This is a genomic window from Shimia sp. (assembly GCF_049116215.1).
In the GTDB taxonomy this organism is placed as follows: domain Bacteria; phylum Pseudomonadota; class Alphaproteobacteria; order Rhodobacterales; family Rhodobacteraceae; genus Shimia.
This window is the reverse complement of the sequence record NZ_JAGDZB010000002.1, coordinates 138,971-155,229: the sequence shown is the minus strand read 5'-3', so window position 1 is coordinate 155,229 and position 16,259 is coordinate 138,971. Positions and strand designations below refer to the sequence as shown.

The 16,259-nt window shown below is 58.8% G+C and carries 16 protein-coding genes; 8 read left to right on the top strand and 8 right to left on the bottom strand.

The window, feature by feature from the left end:
- Positions 1-191 precede the first annotated feature (191 nt).
- From JXR15_RS06350 to JXR15_RS06335, 4 genes are all read left to right on the top strand, one after another.
- Positions 192-2,666 carry a heavy metal translocating P-type ATPase gene (locus tag JXR15_RS06350; protein WP_422052398.1) on the top strand — a complete coding sequence of 825 codons (2,475 nt, stop codon included), beginning with the start codon at positions 192-194 and terminating at the stop codon, positions 2,664-2,666.
- A complete protein-coding gene (cueR, locus tag JXR15_RS06345; protein ID WP_422052397.1) occupies positions 2,666-3,052 on the top strand; it encodes a Cu(I)-responsive transcriptional regulator in 387 nt (128 codons plus the stop codon). The genes JXR15_RS06350 and cueR overlap by 1 nt, the downstream gene beginning before the upstream one ends.
- A 55-nt stretch (positions 3,053-3,107) precedes the next feature.
- Entirely contained in the window at positions 3,108-3,821 is a 714-nt protein-coding gene (locus JXR15_RS06340; protein ID WP_422052396.1) for a ZIP family metal transporter, read from the top strand.
- 111 nt (positions 3,822-3,932) lie between these two features.
- Positions 3,933-4,409, top strand: coding sequence for a hypothetical protein (locus tag JXR15_RS06335; RefSeq protein WP_422052395.1), 477 nt, complete (start codon positions 3,933-3,935; stop codon positions 4,407-4,409).
- Between the two features lie 88 nt (positions 4,410-4,497).
- Here the strand turns inward: JXR15_RS06335 and JXR15_RS06330 are convergent, their stop codons facing one another.
- On the bottom strand, positions 4,498-6,063 hold the full coding sequence (locus JXR15_RS06330; protein WP_412554347.1) for a 2-isopropylmalate synthase: 1,566 nt from the start codon (positions 6,061-6,063) through the stop codon (positions 4,498-4,500).
- Between the two features lie 14 nt (positions 6,064-6,077).
- Positions 6,078-6,434 (bottom strand): cupin domain-containing protein, encoded by a 357-nt coding sequence (locus JXR15_RS06325; RefSeq protein WP_422052394.1) that lies wholly within the window; start codon positions 6,432-6,434, stop codon positions 6,078-6,080.
- Positions 6,435-6,810: 376 nt separating this feature from the next.
- Here JXR15_RS06325 and JXR15_RS06320 point away from each other — a divergent pair, with 376 nt between their 5' ends.
- Complete coding sequence (locus JXR15_RS06320) at positions 6,811-7,470, top strand: SDR family NAD(P)-dependent oxidoreductase (RefSeq protein WP_422052393.1); 660 nt, start codon at positions 6,811-6,813, stop codon at positions 7,468-7,470.
- Here the strand turns inward: JXR15_RS06320 and JXR15_RS06315 are convergent.
- The gene (locus JXR15_RS06315; RefSeq protein WP_422052392.1) at positions 7,443-7,889 is read right to left on the bottom strand and encodes an ABA4-like family protein; all 447 of its coding nucleotides are present in this window, start codon (positions 7,887-7,889) and stop codon (positions 7,443-7,445) included. The two genes, JXR15_RS06320 and JXR15_RS06315, sit on opposite strands and share 28 nt — an antisense overlap.
- An 82-nt stretch (positions 7,890-7,971) precedes the next feature.
- On the opposite strand from JXR15_RS06315, the gene JXR15_RS06310 reads away from it, so the two are divergent.
- Complete coding sequence (locus JXR15_RS06310) at positions 7,972-8,418, top strand: MarR family winged helix-turn-helix transcriptional regulator (RefSeq protein WP_422052391.1); 447 nt, start codon at positions 7,972-7,974, stop codon at positions 8,416-8,418.
- A 53-nt stretch (positions 8,419-8,471) separates the two neighbouring features.
- On the opposite strand, the gene JXR15_RS06305 is transcribed toward JXR15_RS06310, so the two are convergent.
- Entirely contained in the window at positions 8,472-9,881 is a 1,410-nt protein-coding gene (locus JXR15_RS06305; RefSeq protein ID WP_422052390.1) for an MORN repeat-containing protein, read from the bottom strand.
- Between the two features lie 214 nt (positions 9,882-10,095).
- Here JXR15_RS06305 and JXR15_RS06300 point away from each other — a divergent pair, with 214 nt between their 5' ends.
- Together JXR15_RS06300 and JXR15_RS06295 are read left to right on the top strand one after the other, a co-directional pair.
- The gene (locus JXR15_RS06300) at positions 10,096-11,754 is read left to right on the top strand and encodes an NAD+ synthase (RefSeq protein ID WP_422052389.1); all 1,659 of its coding nucleotides are present in this window, start codon (positions 10,096-10,098) and stop codon (positions 11,752-11,754) included.
- Positions 11,755-11,791: 37 nt separating this feature from the next.
- Positions 11,792-12,139, top strand: coding sequence for a RidA family protein (locus JXR15_RS06295; protein ID WP_294113537.1), 348 nt, complete (start codon positions 11,792-11,794; stop codon positions 12,137-12,139).
- 35 nt (positions 12,140-12,174) lie between these two features.
- On the opposite strand, the gene JXR15_RS06290 is transcribed toward JXR15_RS06295, so the two are convergent.
- The 4 genes from JXR15_RS06290 to JXR15_RS06275 all read right to left on the bottom strand — a co-directional run bounded on the left by JXR15_RS06290 (position 12,175) and on the right by JXR15_RS06275 (position 16,138).
- Positions 12,175-12,672, bottom strand: a complete 498-nt coding sequence (locus JXR15_RS06290) for a hypothetical protein (RefSeq protein ID WP_422052388.1) — start codon at positions 12,670-12,672, stop codon at positions 12,175-12,177.
- 80 nt (positions 12,673-12,752) lie between these two features.
- Positions 12,753-14,078, bottom strand: a complete 1,326-nt coding sequence (gene gltX, locus JXR15_RS06285) for a glutamate--tRNA ligase (RefSeq protein ID WP_422052387.1) — start codon at positions 14,076-14,078, stop codon at positions 12,753-12,755.
- A 108-nt stretch (positions 14,079-14,186) separates the two neighbouring features.
- Complete coding sequence (locus tag JXR15_RS06280; RefSeq protein WP_422052386.1) at positions 14,187-15,101, bottom strand: hypothetical protein; 915 nt, start codon at positions 15,099-15,101, stop codon at positions 14,187-14,189.
- Between the two features lie 602 nt (positions 15,102-15,703).
- Complete coding sequence (locus tag JXR15_RS06275) at positions 15,704-16,138, bottom strand: DUF1801 domain-containing protein (RefSeq protein WP_422052385.1); 435 nt, start codon at positions 16,136-16,138, stop codon at positions 15,704-15,706.
- Positions 16,139-16,259 lie beyond the last annotated feature (121 nt).

Sequence of the window (16,259 nt, the reverse complement as noted above, 5' to 3'; positions counted from 1 at the left end):
TGCCTTGGCGGCGATTTTTCCGTTCTGGCGCAGGTGATTGAAATTGAAAGGTTCGGAAAAAGCGCATGTAAACAAAGAGTTCGTCGTCTATTGGTCGCGACAGAAGAAAATTGCGAGTGAGCGCTTGACCCTCCCGTGACTGGAACCTTTATGTGATGTAGTCGAACGAGAGTTTTGAGCGAGACGAGTCGATGACGGCACATGTGTTGAATTTCCAGCTGGACGGGTTGAGTTGTGCGGGCTGCGTGAATCGCGCGCAGAAGGCAATGACGGCTGTGGACGGGGTGCAGGATGCGAGCGTGAACCTTGCGGATACCTCGGCGTGGGTGGCGTTTGAGGACGACACCGTGCGCGATGGCGTGATTGCAGCGTTGAAATCGGCGGGCTATCCGGCGCGTGAGGCCACTGTGACGCTGGATGTTAGTGGGATGACCTGTGCGGGCTGTGTGCGCCGTGCGGAAGCGGCGATGGCGGTAGGCGAGGGCGTGCTGTCTGCGGAGATCAACTTTGCCAGTGAGAGTGCGACCGTGCGCTATCTGGAGGGGGCGATCACGGCCAATCAGATTGCCGCGTTAAGCACGCGGGCGGGCTATCCGGCACGGGTGCCGGAAGAAGGCATGCCGGAAGACATCTCCGACCGGAAAGCGGAAGAGGCCAAGGCGGCCAAGCGGCGGGTGCTACTTGCAGCGGTGCTGGCGTTTCCGGTGTTCTGTATCGAGATGGGTGGACATATGGTGCCTGCGTTTCACCATTGGCTGATGGCCAACGTGGGGATGCAAAACAGCTATATGTTCCAGTTTGTGCTCACTTCGATCCTGTTGGTCGGGCCAGGGCGAGAGTTCTACGCGAAGGGTATTCCTGCGCTGCTGAAAGGCGCGCCAGAAATGAACTCGCTGGTCGCCTTGGGTACGGGAGCAGCCTATCTGTTTTCGGTGGTGTCGACATTTGCGCCGGGGCTGCTGCCTGCGGGCACAGCTAATGTGTATTTTGAAGCGGCGGCGGTGATTGTGGTGCTTATCCTCGCGGGGCGCTGGATGGAGGCGCGGGCCAAAGGGCGCACAGGAGCGGCGATTGCCGAGCTTGTTGGCTTGCAGCCGCGCGTGGCGCAGGTGGAGCGCAAGGGCAAGGTATCCGAGCTGGCGATCGAAGAGGTCGCGGTGGGCGATGTTCTACATCTGCGGCCCGGTGAGCGCGTGGCTGTGGATGGCCGTGTATTGGACGGCAGTTCCTTTGTGAATGAGGCGATGATCTCCGGTGAGCCGGTGCCAGTGGAGAAAACCGCAGGCGATGCGGTGATTGCGGGCACGGTGAATGGCGCCGGTGTGCTGCGCTATGAGGCGGAGCAGGTGGGGCGCGACACGATGCTGGCGCAGATCATCGATATGGTGCGGCAGGCACAGGGGGCAAAGCTGCCGATCCAGAACCTGGTGGACCGGATTACGGCGGTGTTTGTGCCGGTGGTGATGGCGATTGCGGCGGCGACCTTTGTGGTCTGGATGCTGGTGGGGCCAGAGCCTCGGTTGGGCTATGCGTTGGTGGCGGCGGTGGCGGTGCTCATTATCGCGTGTCCCTGTGCCATGGGGTTGGCCACGCCGACCTCGATTATGGTCGGGACAGGGCGGGCCGCGCAATTGGGCGTGTTGTTCCGCAAAGGCGACGCGCTGCAAGGCTTGCAGGACTGTGACGTGGTGGCGTTTGACAAGACCGGCACGCTGACCCAAGGGGCGCCGTCGGTGACCGATGTGGTTTTGGCCGACGGGTTTGACGCGGATGACGTGCTGGCGCAGGTGGCGGCGGTTGAGGCGCAGTCCGAGCATCCTTTGGCGCGGGCGATGGTGGCGGCAGCAGAAGTGCGCGGGCTGGACGTGGCAGCGAGTACGGAGCTTGAAGTGCGGGTTGGGCATGGGCTGATCGGTACTGTGGAGGGCGCTCAGGTTGCCGTCGGCGCCGCGCGGTTGATGACGGCACTGGAGGTGCCTCTGGGTGCACTTGAAGCGCGTGCTCAAGCCTTTGCTGAAGCTGGGAAGACGCCAATCTATGTGGCTGTAGACGACAAGGTGGCAGCCGTAATTGCGGTGGCGGATGCGGTGAAATCAACCTCGGCCGCGGCGATCAAAGCTTTGCATGATATGGGTAAAACCGTGGCGATGATTTCTGGCGACACAGAGCGCACGGCGCAGGCTTTGGCGCGGGAGTTGGGTGTGGACCATGTGGTCGCAGAGGTCTTACCGGACGGTAAGGTCGCGGCATTGGAGCAGCTGCGCGGCACGGTGGGCAAGGTGGCCTTTGTGGGCGACGGAATTAACGATGCGCCTGCTTTGGCGGCGGCGGATGTTGGCATTGCCATTGGCACCGGCACGGATGTGGCGATTGAGGCAGCGGACGTGGTGTTGATGGCGGGCGACGTGGGCGGCGTGGTGACCGGATTTGACCTGAGCCGCCGGGTGATGCGTAATATCAAAGAGAACCTGTTCTGGGCGTTTGGCTACAACGTGGCGCTCATTCCGGTGGCGGCGGGCATTCTGGTGCCCTTTGGCGGGCCAGCGCTGTCACCGATGTTGGGAGCCGGGGCGATGGCGCTTTCCAGCGTGTTTGTCCTGTCCAACGCGCTGCGGTTGCGGCGCATCCAGCCAGCCTTTCAGGCCAGCAAGAAAGAAGGTGTGTGATGAATATCGGGGAAGTGTCCAAGAACACCGGCCTGCCGGCGAAAACCATCCGGTACTATGAGGACATCGGCTTTGTGACCCCGGCACGGGGCGACAATGGCTATCGCAGCTTTAGCGAGAAGGATCAGCACAAGCTGGTGTTTCTGGGCCGGGCGCGAGGGCTTGGGTTTTCGATTGAAGACTGCCGAACGTTGATGGCGCTCTATGAGGATCAGGGGCGGGCCAGCGCAGATGTGAAACGCGTGGCGCAGAAGAACCTGAGCGAGATTGACCGCAAGATCGCGGATTTACAGGCGATGCGGGGGACGTTAAGCCATCTTGTGGCAAATTGCGCAGGCGACGGGCGGCCGGATTGTCCGATCTTGGAGGATCTGGGGCGCAGCTAACGGGCTGATGTGACAAAAGGTTTGCTCTGTGGCGGAGGCGTAGTAGCATCTCGCCATGGGACCCATTCATTACGCGCTGTTGTTATCCTTGTTTGCTGGTCTGGCGATCCCGTTGGGGGGCGTTCTGGCGCGGGTAGAGCATATTTCCAACCGTGCGGTTGAGGCGCGGTTCCTGAAATCCATCACAGCCTTTGGCGGCGGGGCGTTGCTCTCAGCAGTGGCCCTAGTGCTGGTGCCAAAGGGCGCGGAAGTGCTGCCGGTGGCGCTGGCCGTCGGGCTGTTGGTGGCCGGGGGCGTGTGTTTTGCGCTGGTGGATGCGGCCTTGGCGAAGGCGGGCGGCAGTGGGGCGCTTGTGCTGGCGATGCTGTTGGATTTCTTGCCGGAGGCCATGGCGCTGGGGGCGTTGTTGGTGACCGAGGCGGCGACGGCGAAGTTGTTGGCGGCGATGATGTTTTTGCAGAACCTGCCAGAAGGGTTTGCCGCGTTTCGTGAGATTTGGGCGCAAGGGAAGTTGCCCGCGGCCAAGGTGCTTTTGGTGTTTGTCGCGCTGGCCGGGTTGGGGCCGCTCTGTGCGTTGCTTGGTTTTGCGTTTTTGGCGGATGATCCGGAGACGCTGGGGGCGATCACGATTTTTGCCGCCGGTGGGATTTTGTATCTGGTGTTTCAAGACATCGCGCCGGAAGCGCACGAGAGTGGGGCCTATTTTCCGGCACTGGGAGCGGTGGCCGGGTTCGCCTTGGGGTTGGCTGGGGATATGATGATTGGTTGAGGTTTGGCTGGCGGAAGGGCACCTACGACGCTGCTTCGTGCTGGACTTGTTGCTCTTGGGCTGATTAGGGCTTGTGGGATTTTTAAAAACGATGATTGGAAATCCGAACATATGAATATGCTTCGAGCAATAATTCTGTTTGTCACGGTATTCACACTGCCCGTGCATGCCTCTGAGAACAAAGGAAAATTGAAGGTTGGACTATTCCACACCCCCGCGAGTTTTTCCGCGACACTTTCCGCCATAGATGAAGAGAACCGTATTGTTCTGCCAAGTACGACTTGGTTTGAACCTTCGGAAGCGAACGCATGGGTGCTGTTCATTTCGTCTGACGAAGATCGGATGGCGTTGCCTGAAATCGCACTTCAAGTTGTTGAAGCGGTCAAGGCGAGCTCAAATCCATTGGTGCGGGTTTCTGTTGACCTAAGGAACGGGCAATCACTTAGGGTGCAAGTGAACAATATGGCCAAGACTTCGCGCAGTGTGGACTTTCAAGGATGCCTTGCTGCACTTGACATTGCGTCCGCTGCTTACGGTGAAAGCTATGTGACGCCGGAAAATATCGAGGCGTTTTGTAGGGACCATTGAAGTGATTCAAGCGCTGTTTGGAGATGGTGAATCATGTTGTGCGAAACACCAAAAAGGCTGCCCCAATCAGGGACAGCCTTTCGTCTACTTAAGCGAGATCCTTATAAGACACCTCTTTGGCGTCCGCGCCTTCGCCCACTTTGTCGCGGCGTACTAGAAGACGGTTGAGCGCGTGGATGTAGGCCTTGGCCGAGGCGACCACCGTGTCGGTGTTGGCGGACTGGCCGGTGGCGATCACGCCGTCTTCTTCCAGCCGCACAGAAACCGTCGCCTGCGCGTCGGTGCCTTCGGTCACGGCGCTCACCTGATAGAGTTGCAGGCGGGCGGTGTTGGGGTGGATCTGGCGGATCGCTTTGAAGGTGGCGTCCACCGGGCCGTCGCCCTCAGCGGTTGCGGACATGTCTTTACCGTCCACTTCCATCTCGATGGTGCTTTCGGCTGGGCCGCCGGTGCCGCAGACCACTTTCATGGAGACAAGCTGCAGGCGGTCGTCTTCGTCTTCGCCGCTGTCGGCGCGCACGAGCGCCACAACGTCGTCGTCAAACACCTCTTTTTTGCGGTCGGCCAGCTCTTTGAAGCGCACAAAGATGTCCTTGAGCTGGTTGTCACCCACTTCAAATCCGAGCTGTTCCAGCTTGTCGCGCAGGGCGGCGCGGCCGGAGTGTTTGCCCAGAGGCAGGGAGGTGCCGGAGAGGCCGACGTCTTCGGGGCGCATGATCTCGAAGTTTTCGCGGTTCTTCAGCATGCCGTCCTGGTGGATACCGCTTTCATGGGCGAAGGCGTTTTTGCCGACGATGGCTTTGTTGGGCTGCACCAGGAAGCCGGACACGGTGGAGACACGGCGGGAGATTGCCATGATCTTGGTGGTGTCGATGCCGGTGGTCCAAGGCATGATGTCGTGGCGGGTTTTCAGCGCCATGACAACTTCTTCCAGCGCGGTGTTGCCTGCACGTTCACCCAGACCGTTGATGGTACATTCGATTTGACGCGCACCGCCCGCGACGGCGGCGAGGGAGTTGGCTGTCGCCATGCCCAGGTCGTTGTGGCAATGGGTGGCGAAGATCACCTCATCCGCGCCCGGCACGGTTTCGATCAGACGTTTGATCAGATCGGCGCTTTCGGCCGGCGCGGTGTAACCCACGGTGTCGGGGATGTTGATGGTGGTCGCGCCCGCCTTGATGGCGATCTCGATCACGCGGCAGAGGTAGTCCCACTCGGTGCGGGTGGCATCCATCGGCGACCATTGCACGTTGTCGCAGAGGTTGCGGGCGTGGGTCACGGTTTGATGGATCTTGTCGGCCATTTCGTCCTGGGTGAGGTTCGGAATGGCGCGGTGCAGCGGCGAAGTGCCGATGAAAGTGTGGATGCGGTTCTGCTTGGCGTGTTTCACGGCTTCCCAGCAGCGGTCGATGTCGGCGAAGTTTGCACGCGCCAGACCACAGATACGGGAGTTCACAGAGTTCTTGGCGATCTCGGAGACGGCGGCGAAGTCACCCTCAGACGCAATCGGGAAACCGGCTTCGATGATGTCCACGCCCATGTCATCGAGCATACCGGCAATTTCCAGCTTCTCATCATGGGTCATGGTGGCGCCGGGGGATTGCTCGCCGTCGCGCAGGGTGGTGTCAAAAATCAGGACTTTGTTGTCGGACATGGGTTTGTTCCAGTTTAGATATGCGGTTTGGGAGACGGGGCGCGGTCGCTGTCTCCGGAATTGGGTTCGCCTGTGGGCTCGATCAGAAGCACTTTCACTTCTTTCTCGGCACGGGGGCGGTGGACCTGGCCTTTGGGCACAATTAACAGCTCGCCCGCGCCGAACGTGACGGAAGGGGCGTTGTCGTAGTCCATGGTGACTTCGCCTTCGAACACGAAAAAGAAGTCGTCAGTGTTGTCATGTTTGTGCAGCGGGTACTCGCCCTGAAACTTCACTACCATCACGTCGTTGCCATTGTAGTTGGCAACCACATGTGGGTCCCAATGGCTTGAGAACATGGATAGTTTTTCGGCGAGATTGATCTTTTGCATCGTGTTTTCCTAGTTACCTGTGGGTGTCATTTGCCGTGAGGCGGTTAGACATGTGGCGCGAGACATTCTCCTCTGAGCACGCGCGCCAACAGGGTCACGCTCAGAGGCGGACTAGGAGTAGGTCGAGGCCACGCGCAAATGGCGCCGGGAGGCGCGCGTCTGTTGCGATATGGGCTCGTGTGGTCATGGCGCAGATTTATACATGCCGTTTGGTAAATGAAAAGGGCAAAAGTTTTGGATTTTTGCCTGAGGGTGTTTGGGGCTTTGCCCCGTCACAGCGGGGCTGTGACTCCCCAGGACATTTGGGGACTGTGAATGACTTAGGGCATCCGGTTTGCCGTGTTGTGCGTAGTATCGAGACAAAGAGGAGAGAGACATGCGCGCATTGGTGGTTGGCGATACTGGGGGCATAGGGGAAGCTGTGGCGGCGCGGTTGCGGGGGCGAGGCGCGGAGGTTGTTGGGCTGTCGCGGCAGCGGGACGGGTTTGATGTTGACGATCCGGCGCGGGCAGAGGCGGTGCTGGATTTCTTAGAAGGGCCGTTTGGTCTGATCTTTGTGGCTACTGGGGCTTTGGTGAACACGCGGGCTGCGCCGGAGAAATCGTTGCGGGAGGTGAGCGCAGAAGAGATGGCGACACAGTTTGCGGTGAACACCATTGGACCGGCGCTGGTGTTGAAGCAGGCGCCAAGGTTGTTGGCGCGGCGGGAGCGGGGCGTGTTTGCGGCTTTGTCAGCGCGGGTGGGGTCGATAGGCGATAATCGCGCTGGTGGCTGGTATTCGTACCGGGCATCCAAGGCTGCACTTAATCAGGTGATCCGGACAGGGGCGGTAGAACTGGCGCGCAGTCACAAGCAGGCCGTCTGTGTGGCGTTACATCCCGGCACAGTAGCGACGGACTTCACGGCCAACTATCCGGCACACAAGAAAGTGGAGGCTGAGGCGGCGGCGACGAACCTGTTGGGCGTGTTGGACGGGTTGACGCCCGCCCAGAGCGGTGGGTTCTATGACTATGCCGGTCTTGAGGTGCCGTGGTAAAATCTGGTTGTTAAGCGACTCACTGCGGACAGCGCCCAGTAGACGAGCAAGCCTGCCGGCCCAAAGAGGACGATCAGCGGCAGGCTTGGAGCCACCCACCAGAAACGGATGCCTTCTGCGCGGGCAGTGCGGCAGGCCCAGGCGCCAATGAACAGATCAAAGGCAAGGAAATGCACCCAGCCGGCCAGGAGCGCCTGGTCGTGGGAGAACAGGGTTTTCACGTTTGCCAGGCTGTCAAAGCCGCCGGTGGTGTCGGCAGGGATCAGGATTAGGGCAAGGTAGCCGAGGGAGAGCAGCGCGGGCAGGACGAAGCCTGCGATTTTGTCGGACACGGTGGGCAGCCATGGGGAGGCAAGGAGCAAGAGCCAGCCGGACATAGCGGTGAGGCCTGCGAGAGAGAAAGCGGTTTCGAGGGGCACGGGAAACTCCTTGGGTGCGGTGTGTGGCGTCATATGTTGTGATTCGCTTGCGCATGCAAGCATATTGCAATAAGTAGAAGGCATGACGGATATTAAGACAACAAGTGCGCTGCGGCTTTTGCAGGCGGCAGATGAGTTTCGCGCAGGGCTGACCGGGGAGTTTTCCTCGGTGCATGGCATCTCTGTAAATGAGTTTTTGATGCTGCTGCATTTGCAGCGATCACCCAAACACCGATTGGCACGGGTGGAGCTGGCCAAACGGATGCATGTAAGTGCCTCGACGGTGACCCGCATGGCCGCGCCGATGGAGAAAATTGGGCTGCTCAGTCGCGATGTGGATGAACGGGATGCGCGGATTGTGTTTGTTGTGCTGACCGAGACGGGTGCCGGGCGCCTTGAGGAAGCGCTGGTGACATTTGCCAAGCGGGCCGGGTACTTGATGGATGAACGCTGGCAAGGCGATGACGTGGATCAGTTGTCGGAAATGCTGCGGCGATTGGCGCCGGGGGCGGCGGGAACGCTGACCTGAAATGAAAAAGCCGCGCAGAGGGCGCGGCTTTGTGATCTTTGCTGGCGGAGTGATTACCCGTCGTTTTGGACTGGAGCGGCTTCAGACAAGGTGCCATTGGCCCAGTTGCCTTTGCGCTCTTCTCCGGAGGCGTATTTCATGGTGCCTTCACCCTGACGCTGGCCGCCTTTGAAGGTGCCTTCATAGATGTCACCGTTGGCATAGGTGGCCACGCCAACCCCGTCGATCTCGCCGGTTTTCCATTCGCCTGCGTATTTGAAGCCGTCCGGCATGACAATTTCGCCAATGCCGTTGCGCTGACCAAGAGAGAATTGGCCGGTGTAGGTGGTGCCGTCGGCGTATGTGGCGACACCCATGCCGTGGCGCTGGCCGTCTTGCCATTCGCCCTCATAGCGGTAGCCGTCGGCGTAGGTCATCACGCCTCGGCCGTGGTTCTTGGCGTTTTTGAAGTCGCCTTCATAGACAAGACCGTTTGCATAGACGGCTTTGCCAACGCCATCGTTCACGCCAGCTTTCCAGTCGCCTTCGTAGGTGGTGCCATCGGTGTAGGTGATTTTGCCCTGTCCGTCGGCGAGGCCATTGGCGAACTGGCCGATATAGACCGAGCCGTCGGCATAGGTGACTTCGCCGTTGCCTTCGATGTCGCCGTTGACCCAGGTGCCTACGTAGACATAGCCATCGCTGCCCTTGAAGGTTCCCTGGCCGTGGCGTTGATCGGCCTGGAAGTCGCCCTCATATGTGTCGCCATTGGCGTAGGTCACCATGCCTTTGCCCTGGCGCTGCCCGCCCACCAATTGGCCGACGTAGACGTCGCCATTGGGTTGGGTGAGGGTGCCGTCGCCTTCAATCTGACCGGCGGCCCAAGTGCCTTGGTAGATCAGGCCACCGGGCATAGTCAGGCGGCCTTGGCCCGCGCGTTCGCCCGCTTTGATTTCACCGTCATAGATGGTGCCGTCGGCATAGGTGATCTTGCCCAAGCCTTCTTTGACGCCATTGAGCCAGTCACCTTCGTAGCGGTAGCCCGCCGGGCTGATCATCACGCCTTTGCCGTGGTGGTTGGCGTTTTGAAAGCTGCCTTCGTAGCGCACGCCATTAGCGTAGATCGCCACGCCGGTGCCGGTGATTTTGCCGTCAGCCCAGTCACCTTCATAGGTGCCGCCGTCGGTGAAGGTGATTTTGCCAAAGCCGTGGGGTTTGCCTTTGGCAAAGTTGCCGACATAAACCGAGCCATTGGGGAAGCGGGCCATGCCATCGCCGACAATTTCACCGTCGACCCAAGCGCCTTCGTATTCGTAGCCGTTGGGCAGGCGATAAATGCCGGTGCCGTGTTGCAGCCCATTCTTGAAGGTGCCTTCATAGACACCGCCATCGTCATATTGTTTTGTCAGAACCTGGCTGTCCTGTGCGAAGGCGGAAGTGCCCGCCAACAGGATGGCTAAGGTAAGTGCCTGAGTTCTGCTCATAATTTCCAGTCCCACTGTTGCCCCTAAGGAGCATCCCCATCACCTTGCGGTGTTTTGATTGATTTTAGGGCAAGGGTTTCTTTGGAGCAAACGGTTTTGCACGTTTGACCTGTTTTGGCGGGTTTGCACGGCTTAGGGGCGGTGGTTTGCGCTTTTCCTTGGCGCTGTGTCTGCTACATCTTTGCGCAAGTAACGCGGTGCGGGAAGATAAGACATGGCTGATACATTCCGTTTGACACTGGCGCAGGCCAATCCAGTGATGGGGGATTTGGCGGGGAACGCCAAGAAGGTGCGTGAGGTCTGGGCTGAGGCCAAGGCGGCAGGTTCCGATATGGTCGCTTTCCCGGAGATGTTCATTGTGGGCTACAACGCGCAGGATTTGATCCTGAAAACAGCGTTGCAGGCGGCGGCGTTGGCAGAGATTGAGAAACTGGCGGTGGACTGCGCGGACGGGCCGGTGGTGGCTGTCGGTGGCCCATTGGTTCAAGAAGGGGCGCTTTATAACGCCTACTTCATCCTGAAGGGCGGCAAGATTGCCCATACCCAGCTCAAGCATCACTTGCCCAACTATACCGTGTTTGACGAAGAACGCTTGTTTGCTCATGGGCCGATGGGTGGGCCGTATGATGTGAACGGGGTGCGGGTGGGCTCGCCGATTTGCGAAGACGCCTGGTTTGAGGATGTGCCGGAAACTTTGGAAGAGACTGGTGCGGAGATCCTCGTGGTGCCCAATGGCTCGCCTTACTACCGCGACAAGTTTGACCGGCGTATGAACCATATGGTGGCGCGGGTGATCGAGACGGAACTGCCGCTGGTCTACCTCAATATGGTGGGTGGTCAGGACGATCAGGTGTTTGACGGCGGCTCCTTTGTGCTGAACCCCGGCGGGCAATTGGCGATGCAATTACCGGTGTTTGACGAGGCGGTGGCCCATGTGGAGTTTGAGCGCACCGCCGCAGGATGGCGCTGCAAAGATGGGCCAAAGGCGCTTTTGCCGGCGGGTGAAGAGCAGGACTATCGCGTCTGTGTTGAGGCGTTGCGCGACTACATGGGCAAGACCGGGTTTAAGAAGGTCTTGCTAGGGTTGTCTGGCGGCATTGATAGTGCGTTGGTGGCGACAATTGCGGTGGATGCATTGGGGCCGGAGAACGTGCGCTGTGTGATGTTGCCGTCTGAATATACTTCGCAGGAGTCGCTGGACGACGCGGAGGACATCGCCACGCGGTTGGGCGTGCACTACGACTATGTGCCAATTGCCGAAGGGCGTGCCGCGATCACCAACACGCTGGCGCCGCTGTTTGAGGACACTGAGCCCGGGCTGACCGAAGAGAACATTCAGAGCCGTCTGCGCGGGCTGTTGTTGATGGCGCTGTCCAACAAGTTTGGTGAGATGCTGCTGACCACAGGCAACAAATCTGAGGTCGCGGTGGGCTATGCGACGATCTATGGCGACATGGCGGGTGGGTATAACCCCATCAAAGACATGTATAAAACCCGCGTGTTTGAGACTTCACGCTGGCGCAACAGCGTGCATCGCGACTGGATGAATGGGCCGGAGGGCGAGGTCATTCCGGTGAACATCATCGACAAGCCGCCGTCTGCGGAACTGCGTCCGGATCAGAAGGATGAGGACAGCCTGCCGCCTTATGATGTGCTCGATGCGATCCTGTTCATGCTGGTGGATGAGGACAAATCCGTCGCCGACTGTGTGGCCGCTGGTTATGACCGGGAGACGGTGAAGCGCGTGGAGCATCTGGTCTACATCAGCGAATACAAACGCTTCCAGTCCGCGCCTGGCGCGCGGTTGAGCAAGAAGGCGTTTTGGCTGGACCGGCGCTATCCAATTGTGAACCGGTTCCGCGATCCGAGCTGAGCGACAGAACTAACATATAATTATCAGGGGCTAGACCATGATTGAGCGCAAACACACGGGCACACGGATGTCCAAAATCGTCATCCACAATCAGGTGGCTTACCTGTGTGGCCAAGTTGGCGCGGGTGACACAGTTGCGGAGCAAACGCGGGATTGTCTGTCTCGTGTGGATGCGTTGCTGGAAGAGGCCGGATCGGATCGCGAGCACATCTTGCAGGCCATTGTGTGGCTGTCTGATATGGCGGACTTTGCCGAGATGAATGCGGTTTGGGACGACTGGGTGCCAGAAGGTCATGCGCCTGCGCGGGCCTGTGGCGAAGCCAAGCTGGCACGCGATGTGCTGAAGGTTGAGGTGATTGTGACGGCTGCGGTGAAGGGCGGCTGAGGGCTGGGGTGAACCCGCAGTGCCGCAAGCGAAACTTAATTTAATGCAGACTCATCGGCGAGAAACGGGAACGCGCCCCGTTCATCTCTAGGATAGATGACGTGAGTTACGGTTCCACACTCGTCAAAAAACACCTTAGTTTTCAAGCCAACCAGTTCTGTTTTTAAGATGTATGCGGCAGTGCCCCAAGGGTGGACTGGCGGTTCATCTACGCGCTCAACAGGTCCAACGGTCAGCAGACTATTGGAGAATGCTCCGGCAGTTATGTGCTCATTTTCTATGCCCAAAAAAACCGGACTGGAAGGGCGTGAGCGAAGCTCTTTTGCTGCTAAGATTTCAAACTCTTCAACGGGGAGTTCCGATGCAAAGGGCACGCAGGAACGATTATGGGCAGCCAATGAATTCCAATAAGCTGCCAAGCAAAGCAGAAGGACGAAGCCTGAGGCAAGAGCTGTATATCGTTGTGCTGCGCGCATATTGGCCGCATACACTGCCTTAGTGCCAACTTCAACTTTGTCCCGAAAAACCGACATCTGTCCTTGAGGTGCCGTGTTGTCGTGACCTGAAAATACGGCGCGTCCTAATCAGGGGCGCGCCATTTTTTTTGACAGGATCAGCCGCGTGCTTTGATGACTTGCAGCAGCGGCATCAGGGAGGCCATGTCCGGGCCGTTTTTCTGACCTGTGAGGGCTTTGCGCAGGGGCATGAAGAGGCCGCGGCCTTTGCGGCCGGTGGCTTCTTTCACCGTCGCCGTCCAGGTGGACCATGTGTCGTCGTCAAACGGGCCTTCGGGCAGGAGCTTCATGGCTTCGGCAATGAACTCTTTGTCTTCCTCGTCAATCTCCGGCTCGGCACCATTGGTGTAGAGGTCCCACCATTTGCCCAGATCGTTGAGCGTGGTGATGTTGTCGCGGGTCACGTTCCAGAAGCGCTCTGCCTTGTCGGCGGGTACGCCCACGGCGGCGACGGCGTTTGCCACGTCTGCGAGAGGTTTTTCCTGCAGCACTTTGGCGGTGAGCGGGTAGAGGTCTTCGACGTCGAATTTGGTCGGCGCTGCGCCAAATTTGGTGATGTCAAAGCCGTCCGCGATCTCTTCGAGGTTGGAGCGCAGCTCCATTGGGTCGGAGCTGCCCAGACGGGCCATCAGGCTCAAAAGCGCCATTGGCTGCACACCGGCTTCGCGCAGGTCACGCAGGGCCAGGGTGCCGAGGCGTTTGGAGAGCGCTTCGCCCTGTGGGCCGGTCAGCAGGGAGTGGTGCGCGAAGTTAGGCACCGCGCCACCCAAGGCTTCGATGATCTGGATCTGGGTGGCGGTGTTGGTGACGTGGTCAGAGCCGCGCACAACATCGGTGATGCCGTAGTCGATGTCGTCACAGACCGACGCGAGCGTGTAGAGGAACTGACCGTCGGCGCGGATCAGCACCGGGTCAGACACGGAAGCGGCGTCAATCGAGCGGTTGCCCAAGATGCCGTCGGTCCACTCAATACGTTCGTGGTCCAGTTTGAAGCGCCAGTGGCCGTTGCCGCGCTCTTCGCGCAGCTTGGCTTTTTCGTCGTCAGACAGGTTCAGGCCCGCGCGGTCGTAAACCGGCGGTTTGCCCATGTTGAGCTGCTTCTTGCGCTTCAGGTCGAGCTCGGTTGGGGTCTCAAAGCACTCATAAAACCGGCCCATGTCGCGCAGCTTTTGTGCGGCGTCTTCATAGCGGTCCAGGCGTGAGGACTGAGTTTCGATGCGGTCCCAGGTCAGGCCAAGCCATTCGAGGTCCTGTTGGATGGCGTCGACATATTCCTGTTTGCTGCGCTCTGGATCGGTGTCGTCAATGCGCAGCACAAAGGTGCCGCCGGCTTTGCGGGCGATCAGATAGTTCATCAGCGCGGTGCGCAGGTTGCCAACGTGGATGTAGCCGGTTGGCGAAGGGGCAAAACGGGTGGTCGTCATGGGAATCTCCTGTTGCGTGTTCCCATTCCACACCTTGGGCGATTTGTCCAGAAATGTGGCACCTTGGTGGGCCGGTTTAAGCACCGGTCCACCAGGGTGCGTAAAGTGTTAGAGCTGATCCTGATCCGGGATGAAATCAGGGTTGCGCTCGATCTGAGGGTGTCCAACCAAACGCCACCGATAGATCACGTCGTAGGTGCCGCCGTCGCCTTGGGTGCGAAACTCCAGTGGCACGCTGGTTGTGTTGCCGTGAAAAGGCCAGCCGGTGAGGGTTTCCGGGGACAGCTCCAAGACGCGGATTTGCAGATCAAAGATATCGTCCCGGTTGGCAAACATCGCACCGAGCCAGATCACGAGGGCGCCGACAATGCCAACAGCCAGCCCAATCAAGGCCCCTACCAATGCCCCAATGGGACCGACAAAAGCTCCGATCATGGTGCCAACCCAGAAAGCACCCACAAGTGTGCTTCCCATGGTGATATAGATATTCATGGTGGCTTCATTGGTCAGATAATTAATCTCTGCACGCAGTGCTGTGTCGAGCTCAAATAGATAAGCGGTAAACCCACCCTGTGGATCCGTTTCTGCCATAGAAAAGAAGGTCACAAAAACGCGGGGCAGGGACATGGTTCGGGTTTCAAACCGCATCGGGATAATGGGCGGGTTGAACACCGCAGTGTCGGAGGTGCGGAAAGAACCGGCGTCAAACTCATCGGTGACCGGTTGATCACCTTGGCGGTCTGCGGGGATGCCGGGAACCTCAAAATAGCCGGAGGCCTCTGTCACATCATAGGCCTCGACAAGCCCGACAGCGCCAAGAGCAGCAAAGCGTATTTCGTCCGCGCCTGCTTCGCCACGGGTTTCGCGAATGCAGGTGACACGATCCACCAGAAATTCGACAGCCGTGACGCCAGTGACAATCGCTTGTTCCGGAAAAACGGTTTCTGGCGGGGTGTCCTGAATTGGGGGGGGGGGCGTCGTCCAGAGGTTGATCTTGGTCCGGCGGGGCAGCTTTGGTTCCATTTTGCGGCATGGTGGCAAGCTGGCCTGGAAAAAACTCTTGAAGGATGCCGCGGTTGTGGGTCTGAAGATCCTCCGGTGTCTTGATTTGAGCGCTCTCTTCCGGTGCCAGAATATCTGCCAGCTCCTTTGTAATCGGAAAACGCTCTGACAGTGGGGTTTTGCTGTCGGGGTCGACAATTTTGCTGAAACGGCGTTTGGCGTCAGCTGACAGAGGGCGGCCGCTGTGGGGATCGGTCTCTAGCAGGCGCTGCACCAGCTTGGCCTTTTTCTCTTTCGAGAGGGCCTGGGCCATTTTGGCAAAGACGGCAGAGACGCTTGGGTGACGTTCCTGTTGTTTCTGTGTCTTTCGACTCCCTTGGGTGAAGCTGCGTGGACCAGCTTTGCCTCGCAGCAGGGTTTCGGCCAATTCGGCTTGATAATAGAGGCTGAGTAGAGTGGAGGATTTGCGGGCACGAGGGCCCATGCGCTCAAACTGCGCAGGATCATAAAGCGTCATAGTGGAACTCGATACTTAGAAAAATAGAGGCGGCGGGAAAATAAAAGGCGCCTGTTTTGATCTAAGCCTGCCAAGACAAAGGCAGCAAGACTGGTATTCCTAACCTTTAAGGGCGCAAGTCGGTCACTGGCCATTTGGCGTTGAGATCGGTAAGACCGGTTTGGACGAGCTCCTCGAGGACCGCCATGTCGATGTCCGCGAGTTTGTTGATGTAGAGGCAGGATTTTCCAAGCTTGTGTTTGCCGAGGCGGGAGAGGATGGCGCTGTAGTCTTGATAGCCGGGCATGATGTAGAGCACGAGGTTGGCTTTGCGCGGGCTGAAGCCTGTGGCGAGGAAGTCGCCTTCGCGGCCGCCGTCATAGCGGTAATGGTATTGGCCAAAGCCGATGATCGACGGGCCCCACATCATTGGGGGGAAACCGGAGACGCGTTCGAAGAGATCTAACAGGACGAGCGCGTCGGACTGGCGACGTGAGGGCGCGACGGTTTTCAGAAAGTCGCGAGGTTTCACGTTTGTGGGGGCAGTTTTGTTGCCTGACATTTGTTCGATCCTTAAAGCGGGTAAGTCACTTCTACGTGAATATTGATCCAATTTCTCGCATCTTCCGTAAAATCGATATTATGAATAAAAATCGATAATTTTGACTGCAGTGGGAGAGGAC

What these genes read in the sequence shown, in the direction of transcription:
- JXR15_RS06290 (WP_422052388.1), bottom strand. Translation starts at nt 12,672, where the DNA reads ATGTCGGTTTTTCGGGACAAAGTTGAAGTTGGCACTAAGGCAGTGTAT.
- cueR (WP_422052397.1), top strand. Translation starts at nt 2,666, where the DNA reads ATGAATATCGGGGAAGTGTCCAAGAACACCGGCCTGCCGGCGAAAACC.
- JXR15_RS06295 (WP_294113537.1), top strand. Translation starts at nt 11,792, where the DNA reads ATGATTGAGCGCAAACACACGGGCACACGGATGTCCAAAATCGTCATC.
- JXR15_RS06340 (WP_422052396.1), top strand. Translation starts at nt 3,108, where the DNA reads ATGGGACCCATTCATTACGCGCTGTTGTTATCCTTGTTTGCTGGTCTG.
- gltX (WP_422052387.1), bottom strand. Translation starts at nt 14,078, where the DNA reads ATGACGACCACCCGTTTTGCCCCTTCGCCAACCGGCTACATCCACGTT.
- JXR15_RS06275 (WP_422052385.1), bottom strand. Translation starts at nt 16,138, where the DNA reads ATGTCAGGCAACAAAACTGCCCCCACAAACGTGAAACCTCGCGACTTT.
- JXR15_RS06305 (WP_422052390.1), bottom strand. Translation starts at nt 9,881, where the DNA reads ATGAGCAGAACTCAGGCACTTACCTTAGCCATCCTGTTGGCGGGCACT.
- JXR15_RS06300 (WP_422052389.1), top strand. Translation starts at nt 10,096, where the DNA reads ATGGCTGATACATTCCGTTTGACACTGGCGCAGGCCAATCCAGTGATG.
- JXR15_RS06350 (WP_422052398.1), top strand. Translation starts at nt 192, where the DNA reads ATGACGGCACATGTGTTGAATTTCCAGCTGGACGGGTTGAGTTGTGCG.
- JXR15_RS06280 (WP_422052386.1), bottom strand. Translation starts at nt 15,101, where the DNA reads ATGGAACCAAAGCTGCCCCGCCGGACCAAGATCAACCTCTGGACGACG.
- JXR15_RS06335 (WP_422052395.1), top strand. Translation starts at nt 3,933, where the DNA reads ATGAATATGCTTCGAGCAATAATTCTGTTTGTCACGGTATTCACACTG.
- JXR15_RS06330 (WP_412554347.1), bottom strand. Translation starts at nt 6,063, where the DNA reads ATGTCCGACAACAAAGTCCTGATTTTTGACACCACCCTGCGCGACGGC.
- JXR15_RS06325 (WP_422052394.1), bottom strand. Translation starts at nt 6,434, where the DNA reads ATGCAAAAGATCAATCTCGCCGAAAAACTATCCATGTTCTCAAGCCAT.
- JXR15_RS06320 (WP_422052393.1), top strand. Translation starts at nt 6,811, where the DNA reads ATGCGCGCATTGGTGGTTGGCGATACTGGGGGCATAGGGGAAGCTGTG.
- JXR15_RS06310 (WP_422052391.1), top strand. Translation starts at nt 7,972, where the DNA reads ATGACGGATATTAAGACAACAAGTGCGCTGCGGCTTTTGCAGGCGGCA.